Origin of the sequence: Bradyrhizobium arachidis, from assembly GCF_015291705.1 — a bacterium.
Classification (GTDB): Bacteria; Pseudomonadota; Alphaproteobacteria; order Rhizobiales; family Xanthobacteraceae; genus Bradyrhizobium; species Bradyrhizobium arachidis.
The window spans coordinates 8,062,231-8,077,809 of sequence record NZ_CP030050.1 but is presented as its reverse complement, the minus strand read 5'-3'; the positions used below and the strand labels follow the sequence as shown (position 1 = coordinate 8,077,809).

Here is a 15,579-nt window from a genome sequence, read left to right as displayed (position 1 = left end):
TTGGTTCCGGGCGGGACTTTTGCCGTGATAGGCTTTGACTCTGACAAGAGAAGCGGGACCGGTCGTGCTGCAAAAACTCTCCACTTACCGAAAAAAGCGTGATTTCGGAAAGACGCCGGAGCCGTCGGGCAAGACGGCGGTGACGCCGTCGGAACAGCGACGTTTCGTGATCCAGAAGCATGACGCGACGCGGCTGCACTACGACCTCAGGCTCGAATTCGACGGCGTCTTCAAGTCTTGGGCGGTGACCAAGGGACCCTCGCTCGATCCTCACGACAAGCGGCTGGCGGTCGAGGTCGAGGACCATCCGCTCGACTATGGCGATTTCGAAGGCACGATTCCGGAAGGTCAGTATGGCGGCGGCACGGTGATGCTATGGGACCGCGGCACCTGGGAATCGGACGATCCGGACGCCGGCTTCAAAAAGGGCGACCTCAAGTTCACCCTGCATGGCGACAAGCTGCACGGCAGCTGGGTGCTGGTGCGCATGCGTAACCGCGGCGGCGAAAAGCGCACCAACTGGCTCCTGATCAAACACCGCGACGACTACGCCAGCGAGAGCGAGGATATCCTCAGCGAGGACAAGTCGGTCGCCTCCGGTCGTGCGATGGATCAGATTGCCGATGGCAAGGGCCGCGCGCCAAAACCGTTCATGCTGGCGAAGGGCGCCAAGGCCAAAGCGGATGCGGTCTGGCAATCCAACCGTGCCGAGGAGGCGAAGGGGAAGACGGTCAAGCCGGCGCCGCGCACCGCGTTGAAGGCGGGCAAGACTGCAAAGACCGCGAAGAAAAAAGCCACGACCGCGACGAACGCCAAGGAGGTCGCGGAGATGCCGGATTTCGTGGCGCCGCAGCTCTGCACCTCGGTCGAGCGTCCGCCGGCCGGCGATGGCTGGTGCCATGAGATCAAGTTCGACGGCTATCGCGTCCAGCTCCGGGTCGAGGACGGCACGGCGACGCTGAAGACGCGCAAGGGCCTCGACTGGACCGACAAGTTCGCTTCAATCGCGAAGGAGGCAGGCGCGCTGCCGGACGCGATGATCGACGGCGAAATCGTCGCCCTCGATCACAACGGCGCACCGAATTTCTCGTCGCTCCAGGCCGCGTTGTCGGACGGCAAGACCGAAGACCTGATCTTCTTTGCCTTCGACCTCTTGTTCGCCGAAGGCCTCGACTATCGCCGCCTGCCGCTCGGCGAGCGCAAGGCGCGGCTGAAGGAGCTGCTGGAAGCGCGCAAGCGAAAGTCGACGCAGATCCGCTATGTCGAGCATTTCGAGAGCGGCGGCGATGCCGTGCTGCAATCGGCCTGCAAGCTTGAGCTCGAGGGGGTGGTGTCGAAGAAGCTCGACGCGCCCTACCGCTCGGGGCGCACCGAGAGCTGGACCAAGGCGAAGTGCCGCGCCGGCCATGAGGTCGTGATCGGCGGCTACAAGACAACTAATGGCAAATTCCGCTCGCTGATGGCGGGCGTGCATCGTGGCGATCATCTCGTCTTCGTCGGCATGGTCGGCACCGGGTTCGGTGCCGACAAGGTCAAGCGCATCATGCCATCGCTGAAGGCGATGGAGGCCAAGGAGAGTCCGTTCGGCGGCAAGAACGCGCCGAAGAAGACGCGGGACGTGCACTGGCTGAAACCCGAGCTCGTCGCCGAGATCGAGTTCGCCGGCTTCACCGCCGACGGCAACATCCGTCAGGCTGCGTTCAAGGGCCTGCGCCAGGACAAGCCCGCCGAGGAGGTCGAGGCGGAAACGCCCGTCGATACCGAGCTCGCAAAGCCTTCGACGAGAAAGCGCGCCGTGCCGAAGACAGGCAAGAAGGACGCCGGCGCGGCCGAGGTGATGGGCGTCGTCATCTCAAAGCCGGACAAGGAGCTGTGGCCGGATGTCGGCGACGGCGAGGGTGTCACAAAGCTCGATCTCGCGCGCTATTTAGAGGCGGTCGGCAGCTGGATGATCGAGCATATCAAGGGCCGCCCCTGCTCGATCCTGCGTGCGCCTGACGGCATCGGCGGCGAAAAATTCTTCCAGCGTCATGCCATGCAGGGGACGTCGAACCTGCTCGAGCTCGCAAAGGTCTCCGGTGATCGCAAGCCGTATTTGCAGATCGACCGCGTCGAAGGGCTTGCCGCCGTCGCGCAGATCGGCGGCGTCGAGCTGCATCCCTGGAATTGCGCGCCGGATGCCTATGATACGCCCGGCCGGCTGGTGTTCGATCTCGATCCCGCGCCGGACGTCGAGTTCGCCGATGTCGTGGACGCCGCGAAGGAGATGCGGCAGCGCCTCACTGACGTCGGCATGGAAAGCTTCTGCAAGACCACCGGTGGCAAGGGCCTGCATGTCGTGGTGCCGCTGCTCCACGGTGCGCGCGACAAGGTGAGCTGGAAAGAAGCCAAGGCGTTCGCGCAAGGCGTTTGCCAATGGATGGCCGATGATGATCCCGAGCGCTATCTGCTCAACATGTCGAAGAAGCTGCGCAATGGAAAGATCTTCCTCGATTATCTGCGCAACGATCGGCTGTCCACGGCGGTGGCGCCGCTGTCGCCGCGCGCGCGAGATGGGGCGACGGTGTCGATGCCGGTGACCTGGGCGCAGGTGAAAGGCGATCTCGATCCCAAGCGGTATACGGTGCGGACCGTGCCGGGCCTGCTGGCACGCTCGAAGGCCTGGGATGGCTATGATGATGCGGCCGCGTCGATCAAGGCGGCGATGAAGAAGCTCGCGGGGAAGGTGAAGTAAGTCGGCGCTACGGGCGCAACTCCCGTAGGGTGGGCAAAGCGTAAGCGTGCCCACGATTTCTCTCGTTAAGATAAAGAAGGTGGGCACGGCGCAAGAGCGCCTCTGCCCACCCTACGAGATCGTACGTGCGGCTAGATCCGCCCCATCAGGAGCAGGATCAGCAGGATGACGATGACGAGCCCGAGGCCGCCGCCGCCGTAATAGCCGGTGCCGTAGAACGGCCCGCCGCCGATGCCGCTGAAGCCGCCGAGCAGGGCGATGACAAGAATGATCAGAATGATCGTACCGATAGACATGCGAGTCTCCTCCAGCCCTTTATTGAAAGGGTCGTTTGCAACCTGTCCCGTTGTGCGAATGGCAACTTGCCGCAGGTTTTATAGTTCCCACATTGAAACACGGCCGGACCATCATCTTGCATGGAACCTTTGTTGGTTCGGCCGGCATGACTAAGTGAGATCAGTCAGCACAGGGCAGGGCCATGTCAGCACCGCTTGTCGTTTCCATTCCGCATCGTCTCGGCCGCGAGGAGGCGGTGCGCCGGCTCAAGAGCGGCCTTGGACGCGCGGCCGCGAGCATTCCCGTGATGCAGGTCGAGGAGGAGCGCTGGAGCGGCGACACTATGAATTTCCGCATCCGCGCGCTCGGGCAGATCGCGAGCGGGCAGGTCGACGTGGCCGACGATCATGTGAAGGTCGAGGTGGTGTTGCCGTGGCTGCTGCAGCGCTTCGCCGAGATGGCGCAGACGGCGATCAAGAAGCGCGGGCAGCTGCTGCTGACCAAGGACGGCGGGAAATGAGCTTCAGGCGCGCATGCGCTGTCGCGCCGGCCTGATGGCGCTCGCTGCGCTGGCCACGATGACAGATGCGGGAAAATCGCGGAAAGCCTGCGCGAGTGGCAATTCATTGCCGGCAAGGCCGGGCACTGTGTAGCTGTCAATGTCCACGATTGCGTCAAGCGTTTCGAATGCGGGCCACTCCCGGCCGACCCGCGTGAAGGCAGCGAACTGACGGCCGACCACGACGATCACCGCGGCGCGGCCGTAGCGCCGGGCAAACGCGATGACATGATCTGCGTGCGTACCGCGCACCTCCAGCGGCTGATAGTCGCCCTGCGCGAAGACCTCGCCGAACTCGTTGCGCAGCTTGAGCAGGTGCCGCGTCCAGGCCAGCTTGAGCCGACCGTCCGGCCAGCTCTTGATCAGGCCGCGCCAGTCCGGAGTGTCGAGCCCGCCCAGCGCGGCGTGCCGCGCGGAAAAATCCACGGGACGGCGGTTGTCGGGATCGACCAGCGAGAGGTCCCAGAATTCGGTGCCCTGATAGAAGTCGGGCACGCCCGGCAACGTCGCCTTGAGCGTGAGCTGGCTCAGCCCGTTGAGCGCGCCAAGCAGCGCAACGCGGCGGGCGAGGGTTTGCAGCGCCTCCAAAAATTCGCCTGACAGCTCGGGGTCGAGGATTTTTGCGATGAAGCTTTGAATGCCGTTCTCATAGGCCTCATGCGGATTGAGCCAGCTGGTCTCCTCCTTGCCCTCGCGCGCGGCCTTCAGCGCGTAGGCCTGGATGCGCTCGATGAAGCCGGCATCGGCCGGTCCTTCGAGCGGCCAGGCGCTGAGCAGGGTCTGGTAGAGCATGTATTCGATCGTCGCCGACGGCGCGCGCAGATTGCCGTGGAGTGCAAGGTGCGGCGCGTTGAGCACCTTCCAGCGCGACACCGCGCTGGTCCATTCGCCCGGGATCTCGCTGAGCGCCGCGATTCGCGCGCGGGCATCCTCGCCGCGCTTGGTATCGTGGGTCGCCGTCGCCGTCATCCCCTGCGGCCACTCCCTGGCTCGGGCCCGCATGGCCTCGTGGAAGGCGACAATGGTGAGGCCGTGGCTGGCGGGATCGCCGCCGACCTCGTTCAGCGCGAGCAGACGGTGGAACTGGTAGAACGCGGTGTCCTCCAGTGATTTTGCCATCATCGGCCCGGTGAACTGCTGCACCTTCAGCGCGAAGCGGCGCACGCGCGGGGCGCTGTGCGGCGGCCGGCCGGGCTTGAGCAGGTCCATGGTCAGCGCGTCGCGCAGGAAGTCGAAGATGCCCTCGTCGGCGGCGAACCATTCGGCGCGCGCGCGCTCGATGGTGTCGTCGATCAGCTTGCGGTCGAGCGTGGTCGGCCCGCTATGGGTGAGATATGTTCGATAGACCGGGAAATGCAGCACATAGAGCTCGAGCGCCTGCCGCAGGCTGTCGGCTGAGAAGTCGCGGGTCGAGTAGTGGCCGTTGGCGATGCGCGCGAGCAGGCGCGTCAGCACAGTGAATTCGGAGGTCAGCAGGGTCTCCAGCACGCGCCGCTTGGCGTCCTTGACATAAGGTGCAAGCCGCGGCGGCCGGTTGCTGATCTGCCGCCAGGTCTCGTCCAGCGCCTCCAGCCCCTTGGCATCGACCAGGACATGAGTGATCGCGTTCATCCACTCATAGCCGGTCGTGCCCTGCACGCCGGCGAAGTGCGGCAGCTTCTCGTGCTCGCACAGGATCTTCTCGATCACGGTGTAGAACGGCTTGGTGTTGCCTTGCGCATCGCGCACCAGCCGGCGCAGCCGCTGGCAATATTGCGCGGGATCGCGCAGGCCGTCGATGTGATCGAGGCGGATGCCTTGCAGCTTGCCCTCGGCAACGAGCTGCTTCACCAGGCGGTGCGTGGCGGCAAACGTGCCGGGGTCTTCGACGCGCAGGCCCGCGAGCCCGTTGACGTCGAAGAAGCGGCGATAGTTGATGTCGCTGGAGGCAAGCCGCCAGTGCCCGAGCTTGTAATGCTGGCGCTCCAGGAGATGATGCAGCGCCAGCGTCTGCGCAGGACGATCCTTGGCGGCACGATAGGCGGCAAGCCCGCGATGGATGATGTCGGCCGCACCATCGACCTCCTTCAGCTCCGCCTTGAAGGCCGGCGCTTCCTTGCGGTTTGGCCGGCGCAGCCCGGTGTAGCGCGCGGCGAGCGACAGCAGGCGCGTGCCGGCCTCCGTCTCGGCGGCGTCCGCCTCCTTCACGATGACGCGCAGCATCTCGCCATAGCGCTCCGGCGCGATCGGCAGACGATGCTCGAAATACCAGGCGGAAAAGCTGCCCTCGTCGGGATCGTAGCGCAGCTCGATCTCGCCGCGCTCCAGCGCCTCGCCATAGGACGCGCCGAGGATCGGCAGCAGCACGCCGCCGCGGGCGCGGTAGGCCAATTGATCCCAGTCGATGTCGAAGGACACCGCGTGCGGCGAGGCCTGGCCCCATTCCAGCACGTCCAGCCACCAGGGATTGTCGGCGAAATGCACGCCGACATGGTTGGGCACGAAATCGATGATGAGGCCGAGGTCGTGCTGCTTCAGCGCCTCGCTCAGCCGCGCAAAGCCGGCTTCGCCGCCAAGCTCGGGATTGAACTGGCTGTGGTCGACGGTGTCATAGCCATGGGTGGAGCCCTTGCGTGCCTTCATCACCGGCGAAGCGTACAGATGCGTGATCCCCAGCGCCTTCAGGTAAGGCACGACAGCGGCGGCCTTGTCGAAGTCAAAATCCGCGGTGAGCTGAAGCCGGTAGGTCGCAAGCGGAATGGCGGGAGGCATGTCAACCTCCGAGGCGCCAGACCACCGACCAGGGCGGGAGCCGGTCGCCGGCAGCATTGCCCCAGATCGGCGTGCCGGCATTGCTGTCCGAGTGCGCGATGTCCCGGTCCGACAGATTGGCGACGAGACGCAACGTCGTGCCGTCGCCCATGCGCCAATGAGCAGTGAGCAGGCCATTGTCGGCCGCCTCGGCATCGCCGAAGCTCGCCCCCTTCAGCCGCGGCGCGATCTCCTTGCGGCGTAGGATGAGCAGCTCCCTGACCAGCACGAGCCGCTTGTCCTGCTCCGGCGTGCGGCCGGTCCAGTCAAGCACCGCCGATTGCAGCGTGGCCGGATCGAGCGGGTCCGGCACCTCGTCGCCGTATTTCTCGTAGGCCCAGGCATATTCCTGCTTGCGCCCCTTGCGCACGGCGTCGGCAAGGCCGCCCTTGAAGTCGCAGAAGAATGGGAACGGCACGGTCGAGCCCCATTCCTCGCCCTGAAACAGCATCGGCACCATCGGCGCCAGCAAGGTCACCGCGAGCGCGGCTTCGATCTGCTGCGGCGAGGCCAGACTCTCGAGCCGGTCGCCGAACGGACGGTTGCCAATCTGGTCGTGGTTTTGCAGGAAGTTGACGAAGGTTGCGGGCGGCAGTTCGCCGCTTGGCTCGCCGCGCGGCTTCTTGCCCCAGAATTCCGAGATCTCGCCCTGATAGACGAAGCCCGACGCCAGCGCGCGCGCAAGGTCCATGCGCGGGGTCTGGTAGTCGCCATAATAGCCGTTGAGCTCACCGGTCAGCATCACGTGCCAGACGTGGTGATAATCGTCGTTCCACTGCCCGCGATATTTGCCGTTCGGCGGCTCCTGCGCGGCGTCGAGCAGGCTGGCGCGATTGTCGCCGTTCTCCAGCACGAGGTGGATGTGCCGCCCCGTCGCCTTGGCGAGCTCGCCGGCGGCGGCGCTGAGGTCTTGCAGCATCGACTGTTCGCCGGGCACCGCCATGATGTGATTGGCGGCATCCAGCCGCAAGCCGTCAAAGCGGTAGTCGCTGAGCCAGGACAGCGCGTTCTCGACCGCGAATGCGCGCACCTGCGGCACGCGATAATCGATCGCGCTGCCCCAGGGCGTATGCGCGTCGGTGAAGAAGCTAGGTGCGTAGCGGCCGAGGTAATTCCCCTCGGGGCCGAAATGATTGTAGACGACGTCGAGGAACACCATCAGCCCGCGCAGATGCGCCTCGTCGATCAGCGCCTTCAGATCCTCGGGCCGGCCATAGGCGCTGTCGGGCGCATACCAGAGCACGCCGTCATAGCCCCAGCCGCGGCGGCCGGCGAAATCGGCGAGCGGCATCAGCTCCAGCGCGGTGATGCCGGTGGCGACGAGATGATCGAGCTTGTCGATCATGGCGCGGTAGGTGCCTTCCGCGGTGAAGGTGCCGACATGGGTCTCGATCAGCACCGCCTCTTCCCAGGGATGGCCGCGCCAGTCGCGCGCGCGCCATGTAAAGGCGTCGTGGTCGATCACCTCGCTCGGGCCGAACACATCCTCGGGCTGGAAGGCCGAGGCCGGATCGGGCACGTCGATCTCGTCGTCGATCCTGAACTTGTAGGGAGTGCCGACGGCAAGACCGTCAATGTCCGCGACATACCAGCCGTCCTGCCGTCGCTGCATCGCGTGCCGTCGCTCGAGCAGCAGATCGACCCGGCGCGCACCGGGCGCCCACAGGCGGAACGACACGCCGTCTTTCGTCGGCCTCGCCCCGAAAGATGGCCTCATGGCGCCCCCGCGAAGGCGAGCACGGAGCGCGGCGGCGCCTTGCTGTCGCTACCGGGTAGGAAATCAATGCTGTTCAGCTTGGCATCCGTCGTGTTCAGGATCTGCTGCCAGCTCTTGTATTCGTCGATCTCGGGCAATTTGAATACGATCTCTTCGGGGGCGGCGTTCAGAACGATAAAGATCGCGGCCGCGCCCGGTTCCACGGGGCCCATCACATAAGAGAGGAACCGCCCTTCCGGGAATTTCCAGTCGCTTTCCGTCATTTCGTCGCCGGCCGGCGTCAGCCACAGCGCGCCATAGGAAGCGCCGTCGGCGAGGCGGCCGTCGAGCCAGCGATGACTGCGAAGCTGCGAGAATCTCTGGCGAATGCCGGCGAGCTGGCCGACGAAATCGACCATGTCCTCGCCGTCCTTGCCGAGATTGTCCCAGCCGACCCAGCCGACCTCATTGTCCTGGCAATAGGCGTTGTTGTTGCCAGATTGCGAATTACCGACCTCGTCGCCGGCCAGCAGCAGCGGAATGCCCTGCGCCAGCATCAGGCAGGCCAGCACGTTCTTGCGCAGCTGCCGCCGCAGGCCGAGGATTTGCGGATCGTCGGTCGGGCCCTCGACACCGCAATTGTTGCTGTGGTTGTCGTTGGAGCCGTCGCGATTGTCCTCGCCATTGGCCTCGTTGTGCTTCTCGTTGTAGCTGAAGAGGTCGGCGAGCGTGAAACCGTCATGCACGGTGATGTGATTGATGCTGGCGCGCGGCCGCCGTCCGTCATGGTTGAACAGGTCGGATGATGCTGTCATGCGGCTGGAGATATCGCCGATCAGGTTGCCTTCGCCGCTCCAGTAGCGGCGCATGGCGCTGCGGTAGCGATCATTCCACTCCGACCATTGCGACGGGAACGCGCCGACCTGATAGCCGCCGAGGCCGAGGTCCCAGGGCTCGGCGACCAGCTTCACGTTCGCCAGCACCGGATCCTGCCGGATCGCGGTCAGCAACGAGCTGCCGCGGTCATAACCGTTCGGCCCGCGCGCGAGCGTGGTGGCGAGGTCGAAGCGGAAGCCGTCGACATGGCAGACCTCGACCCAGTAGCGCAGCGAATCCATCACCATCTGCAGCACGCGCGGATGGGTGAGGTTCACCGACGAGCCGCAACCGGTGAAGTCGTCGTAATAGCGCGGGTTCTCGCGGTTCAGCCAGTAATAGGAGGCGTTGTCGATGCCGCGATAGCACAGCGTCGGGCCGAGATGATTGCCTTCGGCGGTGTGGTTGTAGACGACGTCGAGCATCACCTCGATGCCGGCATCGTGCAGCCGCGCCACCGTGGTGCGGAAGGAATCGAGCGCGTTGTCCTGGGCGTAGCGCGGTTCCGGCGCGAAGAACGACAGCGTGTTGTAACCCCAGTAATTGGCGAGCTTCTTCTCCACCAAAATGCGGTCGTCGACGAAGCTGTGGATCGGCAAAAGCTCGATCGTGGTGACGCCGAGCTTCTTCAGATGCTCGATCATGGCGGGCGACGACAGCCCGCCATAGGTGCCGCGCAGATTTGGCGGGACGTCATCGCGCTTCTGCGTCAGGCCCTTGACGTGGGCCTCGTAGATGATGGTGTCTTCCCAGGGGATGTGGGGCCGGATCTCGCGGCGGCCCCAGTTGAAGGTCTCGTCGACCACGACCGCCTTGGGCATGCCGCGCGCATTGTCGCGCCGGTCGAACGAGAGGTCCTCGCGCGGCGAGCCGGTGCGATAGGCGAAATGCGCATCGCTCCAGACCAGCCGCCCCGAGAGCCGCTTGGCATAGGGATCGAGCAGCAGCTTGTTGGCGTTGAATCTGTGGCCGTGCTCGGGCTCATAGGGTCCGTGCACGCGGTAGCCGTAGAGCTGCCCCGGCGAGACGTCGTTGAGATAGGCGTGCCAGACGTCCTCGGTGCGTTCAGGCAATTCGATGCGCTCGAGCTCACGCCGTCCTTGCGTGTCGAACAGGCAGAGCTCGACCTTCTGTGCGTTGGCGGAGAACAGCGCGAAATTGGTGCCACGCCCGTCCCAGCTTGCGCCGAGGCGTGCGGGCGATCCGGCGGTGAGGCGCATGGGTCAGCTTTCCGGAACGAGGAAGATCGCGCCCAATGGCGGAACGGTGAGGCGAAGCTCGCCGTCAACGGCCTGGACCTCGCCGATGTTCCCAACGTCGCCGCCGCCATAATGGGCGGAGTCCGAATTGAACACTTCCTTCCACTTGCCGGCAAAGGGCACGCGCACGCGATAGTTGCGATAGACGTTGGGGGAGAAGTTGACGATGACGAGACAGCGCGCCTGCTCGTCAAAGCCCTTGCGCAGCCAGGCGAACACGTTGCGGTTGGCGTCGTCGGTGATCAGCCATTCGAAGCCGGCCTGGTCGCAATCCATCTGGTGCAGCGCCGGCACGGCGCGATAGAGCCGGTTGAGGTCGCGGATCAGGGCCTGGATGCCGGAGTGGTATTTGTATTCGAGCAGGTGCCAGTCGAGCGACTGGTCGTGATTCCATTCGCGGCTCTGCGCGATCTCGGCGCCCATGAACAGCAGCTTCTTGCCGGGATGGCCGAACATGAAGCTGTAGTAGGCGCGCAAGTTCGCAAAGCGCTGCCATTCGTCGCCGGGCATGCGGCCGAGGATCGAGCGCTTGCCGTGCACGACCTCGTCATGCGACAGCGGCAGGATGAAGTTCTCCGAGAAGGCGTAGTGCAGGCCGAACAGGATCTCGCCGTGATGGTGCTTGCGGTGGACCGGGTCCTTGCTGATGTAATTCAGCGTGTCGTGCATCCAGCCCATGTTCCACTTGTAGCCGAAGCCGAGCCCGCCGAACTCGACCGGGCGCGAGACCTGCGGCCATGCCGTGGATTCTTCCGCCGCCGTGGTGGCCTGCGGGAAGCGCGCGAACAGTTCGGTGTTGAAGCGGCGCAGGAAGTTGATCGCCTCGATGTTCTCCCGGCCGCCATACTGGTTGGGAATCCAGGCGCCGGGCGGGCGGCTATAGTCGAGATAGAGCATGGAGGCGACCGCGTCGACGCGCAGGCCGTCGATCGCGTAGCGCTCCAGCCAGAACAGCGCGTTCGACACCAGGAAGTTCGTCACTTCGGTGCGGCCGTAATTGTAGATCAGCGTGCCCCAGTCCAAATGGCGGCCCTGGAGCGGATTGGCGTGCTCGTAGAGTGCGGTGCCGTCGAAGCTGCCGAGACCGTGAGGATCATCGGGGAAATGCCCGGGCACCCAGTCGAGCAGCACGCCGATGCCTTCACGGTGGCAGGTATCGATGAGGGCGGCGAAATCGTCCGGCGAGCCGAAGCGGCTGGTCGGCGCATAAAGTCCGGTCGGCTGATAGCCCCACGAGCCGTCGAACGGGTGCTCGCTCACGGGAAGGAATTCGAGATGGGTGAAGCCCATGTCGCGGGCATAGGCCGGCAGCTGCTCGGCGAGCTCGCGATAGGTCAGCCATTCATTGCCGTTCTTGCGCCGCCACGAGCCGAGATGGACCTCGTAGATCGACATCGGCGCCGACAGCGCGTTGATGCCGTCGGGCGCCGGGCGCGGCCGAGGCAGATGCGCCTCGTCGAACACGATCGAGGCTGTCTTTGGCCGCACCTCGCTCGCAAAGGCCAGCGGATCGGATTTCAGCGGCAGCAGATGGCCGTGCGGGCCGATGATCTCGAACTTGTAGTGATCGCCACTCTTGGCGTGCGGAATGAACAATTCCCAATAGCCGGCGCCGCGCACCCGCATCGGATGGCGCCGCCCGTCCCAGAAATTGAAATCGCCGACCACGGACACGCGCCGCGCATTCGGCGCCAGCACCACGAAGCCGATGCCGTCGATGCCTTCGAGCCGCATCGGATGCGCGCCGAGCTTGTCGTAGAGGCGCTGATGGGTGCCTTCGCCGAGCAAATAGAGATCGAAATCGGTCAGGATCGGCGGAAAGCGGTAAGCGTCCTCGAACTCGACGACGCTGTCGCCGAATTTTGCGCGCAGCTGATAGTGCTTCGAGCCATTGGGCAGCGCGCCGATGAACAAGCCGGCAGCGTGGACACGGTCGAGGGCTGCGACCTCGCCATGCTCGCCGACCGCCTCGACATTGGAGGCTTCGGGCAGAAACGCGCGCACCACGCTTTTGCCACCCTCGGGATGCAGCCCGAGATAGTGGAAGGGGTCGGAGTGACGGCCCTCGATGATGGCGTAGGCTTCGGCAGGCAGCTTAGGCATGGGCTTCGCTCTCGGTACTGGACAGAATGCGAAGCAGTCCGGTCAGCGGCGCATGGAGCCCCTCGGGCCGGTGGGACAGCTCGTACTCTACTTCGTCGAACGCTTCATCAAGCAGGAAAAACCTTAACAGGCCTTCCGAGGCTTGCGCATCGTCTGGCCAGAGCCGGCGATCCGTCATGGCTTCGTCATAGGCAGTGAGGAACGTCGCGGTCGCACGCTCGCGCCATTCGTCGAGCGCAGCGGCGAGCCGGTCCTGCTCGTCGGACGGGCCCGTGCGCGCGCGGCCAAGGGCTGCGTTAACCGAAAGATCGATCGAGCGGATCAGGCCGGCGACGTCGCGCGCGGCAGGCAGCTTGCGCCACTTGTCGGCCAGCGGCAGACGCGGATCGCCGTCGAAATCGATGATGAAGATGTCATCCTTCACGATCAGAATTTGCCCGAGGCGGAAGTCGCCATGATGACGGATGTTCAACCCGCCGATCCCGGAACGCAATAGCGCATTGAGCCGGTCGGGCAGGGTGTTGCGTGCCGCGATGATCCGGTCGATCAGCGGCCGGTCCGCCTCCCGCAGGCCGTCACGGCTCTCAGTGAGGCGCTCGAACACCTGCTCGGCACGCGCCTTGAGATCGGAGACCCAGCGCTTGATCTGTGCGGAGCCGATCGGCTCCGGGGCGAGATCGGGCGGGGTAGCCGCGGCCAGCGCGACATGCAGCTCGCCGAGCCGCCGGCCGATCTGGGCCATGAAGTGCAGATAGGGCGCCTGCTCCTGGGTCTCACGCTGCGTTTCCCCTGGCGGCAGCACGCGCTGCTCGTCGATATAGCGGTCGAGATAGCCCGTGGTCACCGTCCAGCCGTCGCCCTGGTTCTCGACATAGGCATGCAGCACCCCGAGCGCGCTGCGGTGATCGCCCTCGATCAGCTCGACGCTGCCGAGCAGTGCCGGCGCATTGGCGAAGCGAGCCACTTCCGTGAGGTAGTGGCCGATCTCGATCTCGGGACTGGTCCCGCTTTGGAGCCGGCGGTAGATCTTGGCAACATATTGGTTGTCGACCAGCGCAGTGCTGTTCGACTGCTCGATCGTGCGGATGCGCTGCGGCTCCTTGATGGTGTAATCGGCGAACCGGCTGGTGGCCTTGAACTCCAGCCGCAGATTGTTCTCGTCCACCACCAGGTTTTGCGACAGACCGCGCAGGAAAAGCCCGATGAAGATCTGCTCAGTCGCAACGTCAAGCAGTGTGCCTTCGCGCGCGCCCTGGCGCACGGCGGCGAGCGCCTTCGGGTTGAAGCGTTCGCGGTCGAAGCGCACCCACTCGATCTGCATCGGCATCACGTAGCGCGTGGTGACGTCGTCCCGCGTCGTCTCGAAGAACGCGATCCAGGGTCTGTTGTCCCCGATGTCGCTGAACGGCACCGCCGAGGTGAGCGTGGCCTTGATCTGCTTGGGATTGTGATCGGGATACCAGCGTGTCCGCGACAGGAAGCCCGGCAGCACGTCGCGTTCGAACACGCCGCGCTCGCGGGCGAGAGAAACCCAGTTCGAATTCACCGGCACCACCAGCGTCTCGAACTCCGGCACCGCGCGCGGCGTCACCGGTTCGGACTTGTCGCGCTCCTGAAGCTGGAACCAGTAGAAGCCGTAGGGCCCCAGCGTGATCATGTAGGGTAATTCGCCGATCGGGGGGAAGCGCGTGCGTCCCAGCATCTCCTGCGGGATGCGGTCCTTCCACGGCGACAGGTCGAGCTCGGTCGCCTGGGCCGCGCGCGACAGATTGGCGACGCAGAGGATCACTTCGTCGCGATATTGCCGGACATAGGCCAGCACCGCGCGGTTGGCCGGGCGGATGAAGGTCATGGTGCCGCGGCCGAAGGCGAGCGTCGACTTGCGCACGGAGATCAGGCGCTTGGTGGCGCTGAGCAGCGAGGACAGGCTGCGCGACTGCGCCTCCACGTTCACCGATTCATAGCCGTATACGGGGTCCATGATCAGCGGGGCGTAGAGCCGGGCGGGATCGCAGCGCGAGAAGCCGCCATTGCGATCCGGGCTCCATTGCATCGGCGTGCGCACGCCGTTGCGATCGCCGAGATAGATGTTGTCGCCCATCCCGATCTCGTCGCCATAATAGATGATCGGCGTGCCCGGGAAGGACAGCAGCAGCGAGTTCATCAGCTCGATCTTGCGGCGGTCGTTGTCCATCAGCGGCGCAAGGCGCCGGCGGATGCCGACATTGATGCGCGCGCGGGGATCGTTGGCATAGGTGGTCCAGAGATAGTCGCGCTCGACGTCGGTGACCATCTCCAGCGTCAGCTCGTCATGATTGCGCAGGAACAGCGCCCATTGGCAGCTCGCCGGGATATCAGGCGTCTGGCGCAGGATGTCGGTGATCGGGAAGCGGTCCTCCTGCGCGATGGCCATGTAGATGCGCGGCATCAGCGGGAAATGGTAGGCCATGTGGCACTCGTCGCCACGGCCGAAATATTCCTGCACGTCCTCCGGCCATTGATTGGCCTCGGCCAGCAGCAGCTTGCCCTTGGAGTACGCGTCGAGCTCCTGGCGCAGGCGCTTGATGATCTCATGCGTCTCCGGGAGGTTCTCGTTCGAGGTGCCCTCGCGCTCGCAGAGATAGGGAATGGCGTCGAGCCGGAAGCCGTCGACACCGGCGTCCAGCCAGCGCTTCATCACCTGGATGATGGCGCTGACGACGCGCGGATTGTCGAAATTGAGGTCGGGCTGGTGCGAGAAGAAGCGGTGCCAATAGAACGCGCCGGCCTCCGGATCCCAGGTCCAGTTCGACTTCTCGGTGTCGGTGAAGATGATGCGCGTGCCCTGGTATTTCTGGTCGGTATCGCTCCAGACATACCAGTTGCGGGCGCTGGAGCCCGGATGGCTGCGGCGCGCGCGCTTGAACCATTTGTGCTGGTCGGAGGTGTGGTTGACGACGAGCTCGGTGATGACGCGTAGGCCGCGCTTCTGCGCCTCCTGGATGAAGCGCTTGAAATCCTTCATCGTCCCGAAATCGGGATTGACCGAGCCGTAGTCGCCGATGTCGTAGCCGTCGTCGCGGCCGGGCGAGGGGTAGAACGGCAGCAGCCACAGCGCGGTGACGCCGAGGTCCTGCAGATAAGGCAGCTTCTCGGTCAGCCCGGCGAAGTCGCCGATGCCGTCATTGTTGCTGTCGGCAAAGGCCTTGACGTGGAGCTGATAGATGATGGCGTCCTTGTACCAGAGCTCGTCCACGATCTCGGCAGACTCGGCCTTCTTGGTGTCGACGGAAGACAATACGTTCAT

At 64.8% G+C, this 15,579-nt stretch carries 8 protein-coding genes; 2 read left to right on the top strand and 6 right to left on the bottom strand.

Annotation, left to right across the window (positions count from 1 at the left end):
* Window positions 1-64 precede the first annotated feature (64 nt).
* The gene (gene ligD / locus WN72_RS38025; RefSeq protein WP_092212895.1) at window positions 65-2,734 is read left to right on the top strand and encodes a DNA ligase D; all 2,670 of its coding nucleotides are present in this window, start codon (window positions 65-67) and stop codon (window positions 2,732-2,734) included.
* Window positions 2,735-2,865: 131 nt separating this feature from the next.
* Here the strand turns inward: ligD and WN72_RS38020 are convergent, their stop codons facing one another.
* Complete coding sequence (locus tag WN72_RS38020; protein ID WP_018318514.1) at window positions 2,866-3,030, bottom strand: DUF3309 family protein; 165 nt, start codon at window positions 3,028-3,030, stop codon at window positions 2,866-2,868.
* 182 nt (window positions 3,031-3,212) lie between these two features.
* Between WN72_RS38020 and WN72_RS38015 the strand changes: the two genes are divergently transcribed.
* Entirely contained in the window at window positions 3,213-3,530 is a 318-nt protein-coding gene (locus tag WN72_RS38015; protein ID WP_092212893.1) for a polyhydroxyalkanoic acid system family protein, read from the top strand.
* Window positions 3,531-3,533: 3 nt separating this feature from the next.
* Here WN72_RS38015 and treY read toward each other — a convergent pair whose 3' ends face one another.
* The 5 genes from treY to treS are packed head-to-tail and all read right to left on the bottom strand — an operon-like array spanning window position 3,534 to window position 15,579.
* Window positions 3,534-6,320 (bottom strand): malto-oligosyltrehalose synthase, encoded by a 2,787-nt coding sequence (gene treY / locus WN72_RS38010; protein WP_092213095.1) that lies wholly within the window; start codon window positions 6,318-6,320, stop codon window positions 3,534-3,536.
* A gap of 1 nt (window position 6,321) precedes the next feature.
* The gene (gene treZ, locus WN72_RS38005) at window positions 6,322-8,076 is read right to left on the bottom strand and encodes a malto-oligosyltrehalose trehalohydrolase (RefSeq protein WP_092212891.1); all 1,755 of its coding nucleotides are present in this window, start codon (window positions 8,074-8,076) and stop codon (window positions 6,322-6,324) included.
* Entirely contained in the window at window positions 8,073-10,151 is a 2,079-nt protein-coding gene (gene glgX, locus WN72_RS38000) for a glycogen debranching protein GlgX (RefSeq protein WP_092212889.1), read from the bottom strand. The genes treZ and glgX overlap by 4 nt, the downstream gene beginning before the upstream one ends.
* A 3-nt stretch (window positions 10,152-10,154) precedes the next feature.
* Window positions 10,155-12,293 carry a 1,4-alpha-glucan branching protein GlgB gene (glgB, locus tag WN72_RS37995; protein WP_092212887.1) on the bottom strand — a complete coding sequence of 713 codons (2,139 nt, stop codon included), beginning with the start codon at window positions 12,291-12,293 and terminating at the stop codon, window positions 10,155-10,157.
* Window positions 12,286-15,579 (bottom strand): maltose alpha-D-glucosyltransferase, encoded by a 3,294-nt coding sequence (gene treS, locus WN72_RS37990; protein WP_027560801.1) that lies wholly within the window; start codon window positions 15,577-15,579, stop codon window positions 12,286-12,288. Before treS ends, glgB begins: the two co-directional genes overlap by 8 nt.

What these genes read in the sequence shown, in the direction of transcription:
- glgB (WP_092212887.1), bottom strand. Translation starts at nt 12,293, where the DNA reads ATGCCTAAGCTGCCTGCCGAAGCCTACGCCATCATCGAGGGCCGTCAC.
- treZ (WP_092212891.1), bottom strand. Translation starts at nt 8,076, where the DNA reads ATGAGGCCATCTTTCGGGGCGAGGCCGACGAAAGACGGCGTGTCGTTC.
- WN72_RS38020 (WP_018318514.1), bottom strand. Translation starts at nt 3,030, where the DNA reads ATGTCTATCGGTACGATCATTCTGATCATTCTTGTCATCGCCCTGCTC.
- glgX (WP_092212889.1), bottom strand. Translation starts at nt 10,151, where the DNA reads ATGCGCCTCACCGCCGGATCGCCCGCACGCCTCGGCGCAAGCTGGGAC.
- treY (WP_092213095.1), bottom strand. Translation starts at nt 6,320, where the DNA reads ATGCCTCCCGCCATTCCGCTTGCGACCTACCGGCTTCAGCTCACCGCG.
- WN72_RS38015 (WP_092212893.1), top strand. Translation starts at nt 3,213, where the DNA reads ATGTCAGCACCGCTTGTCGTTTCCATTCCGCATCGTCTCGGCCGCGAG.
- treS (WP_027560801.1), bottom strand. Translation starts at nt 15,579, where the DNA reads ATGAACGTATTGTCTTCCGTCGACACCAAGAAGGCCGAGTCTGCCGAG.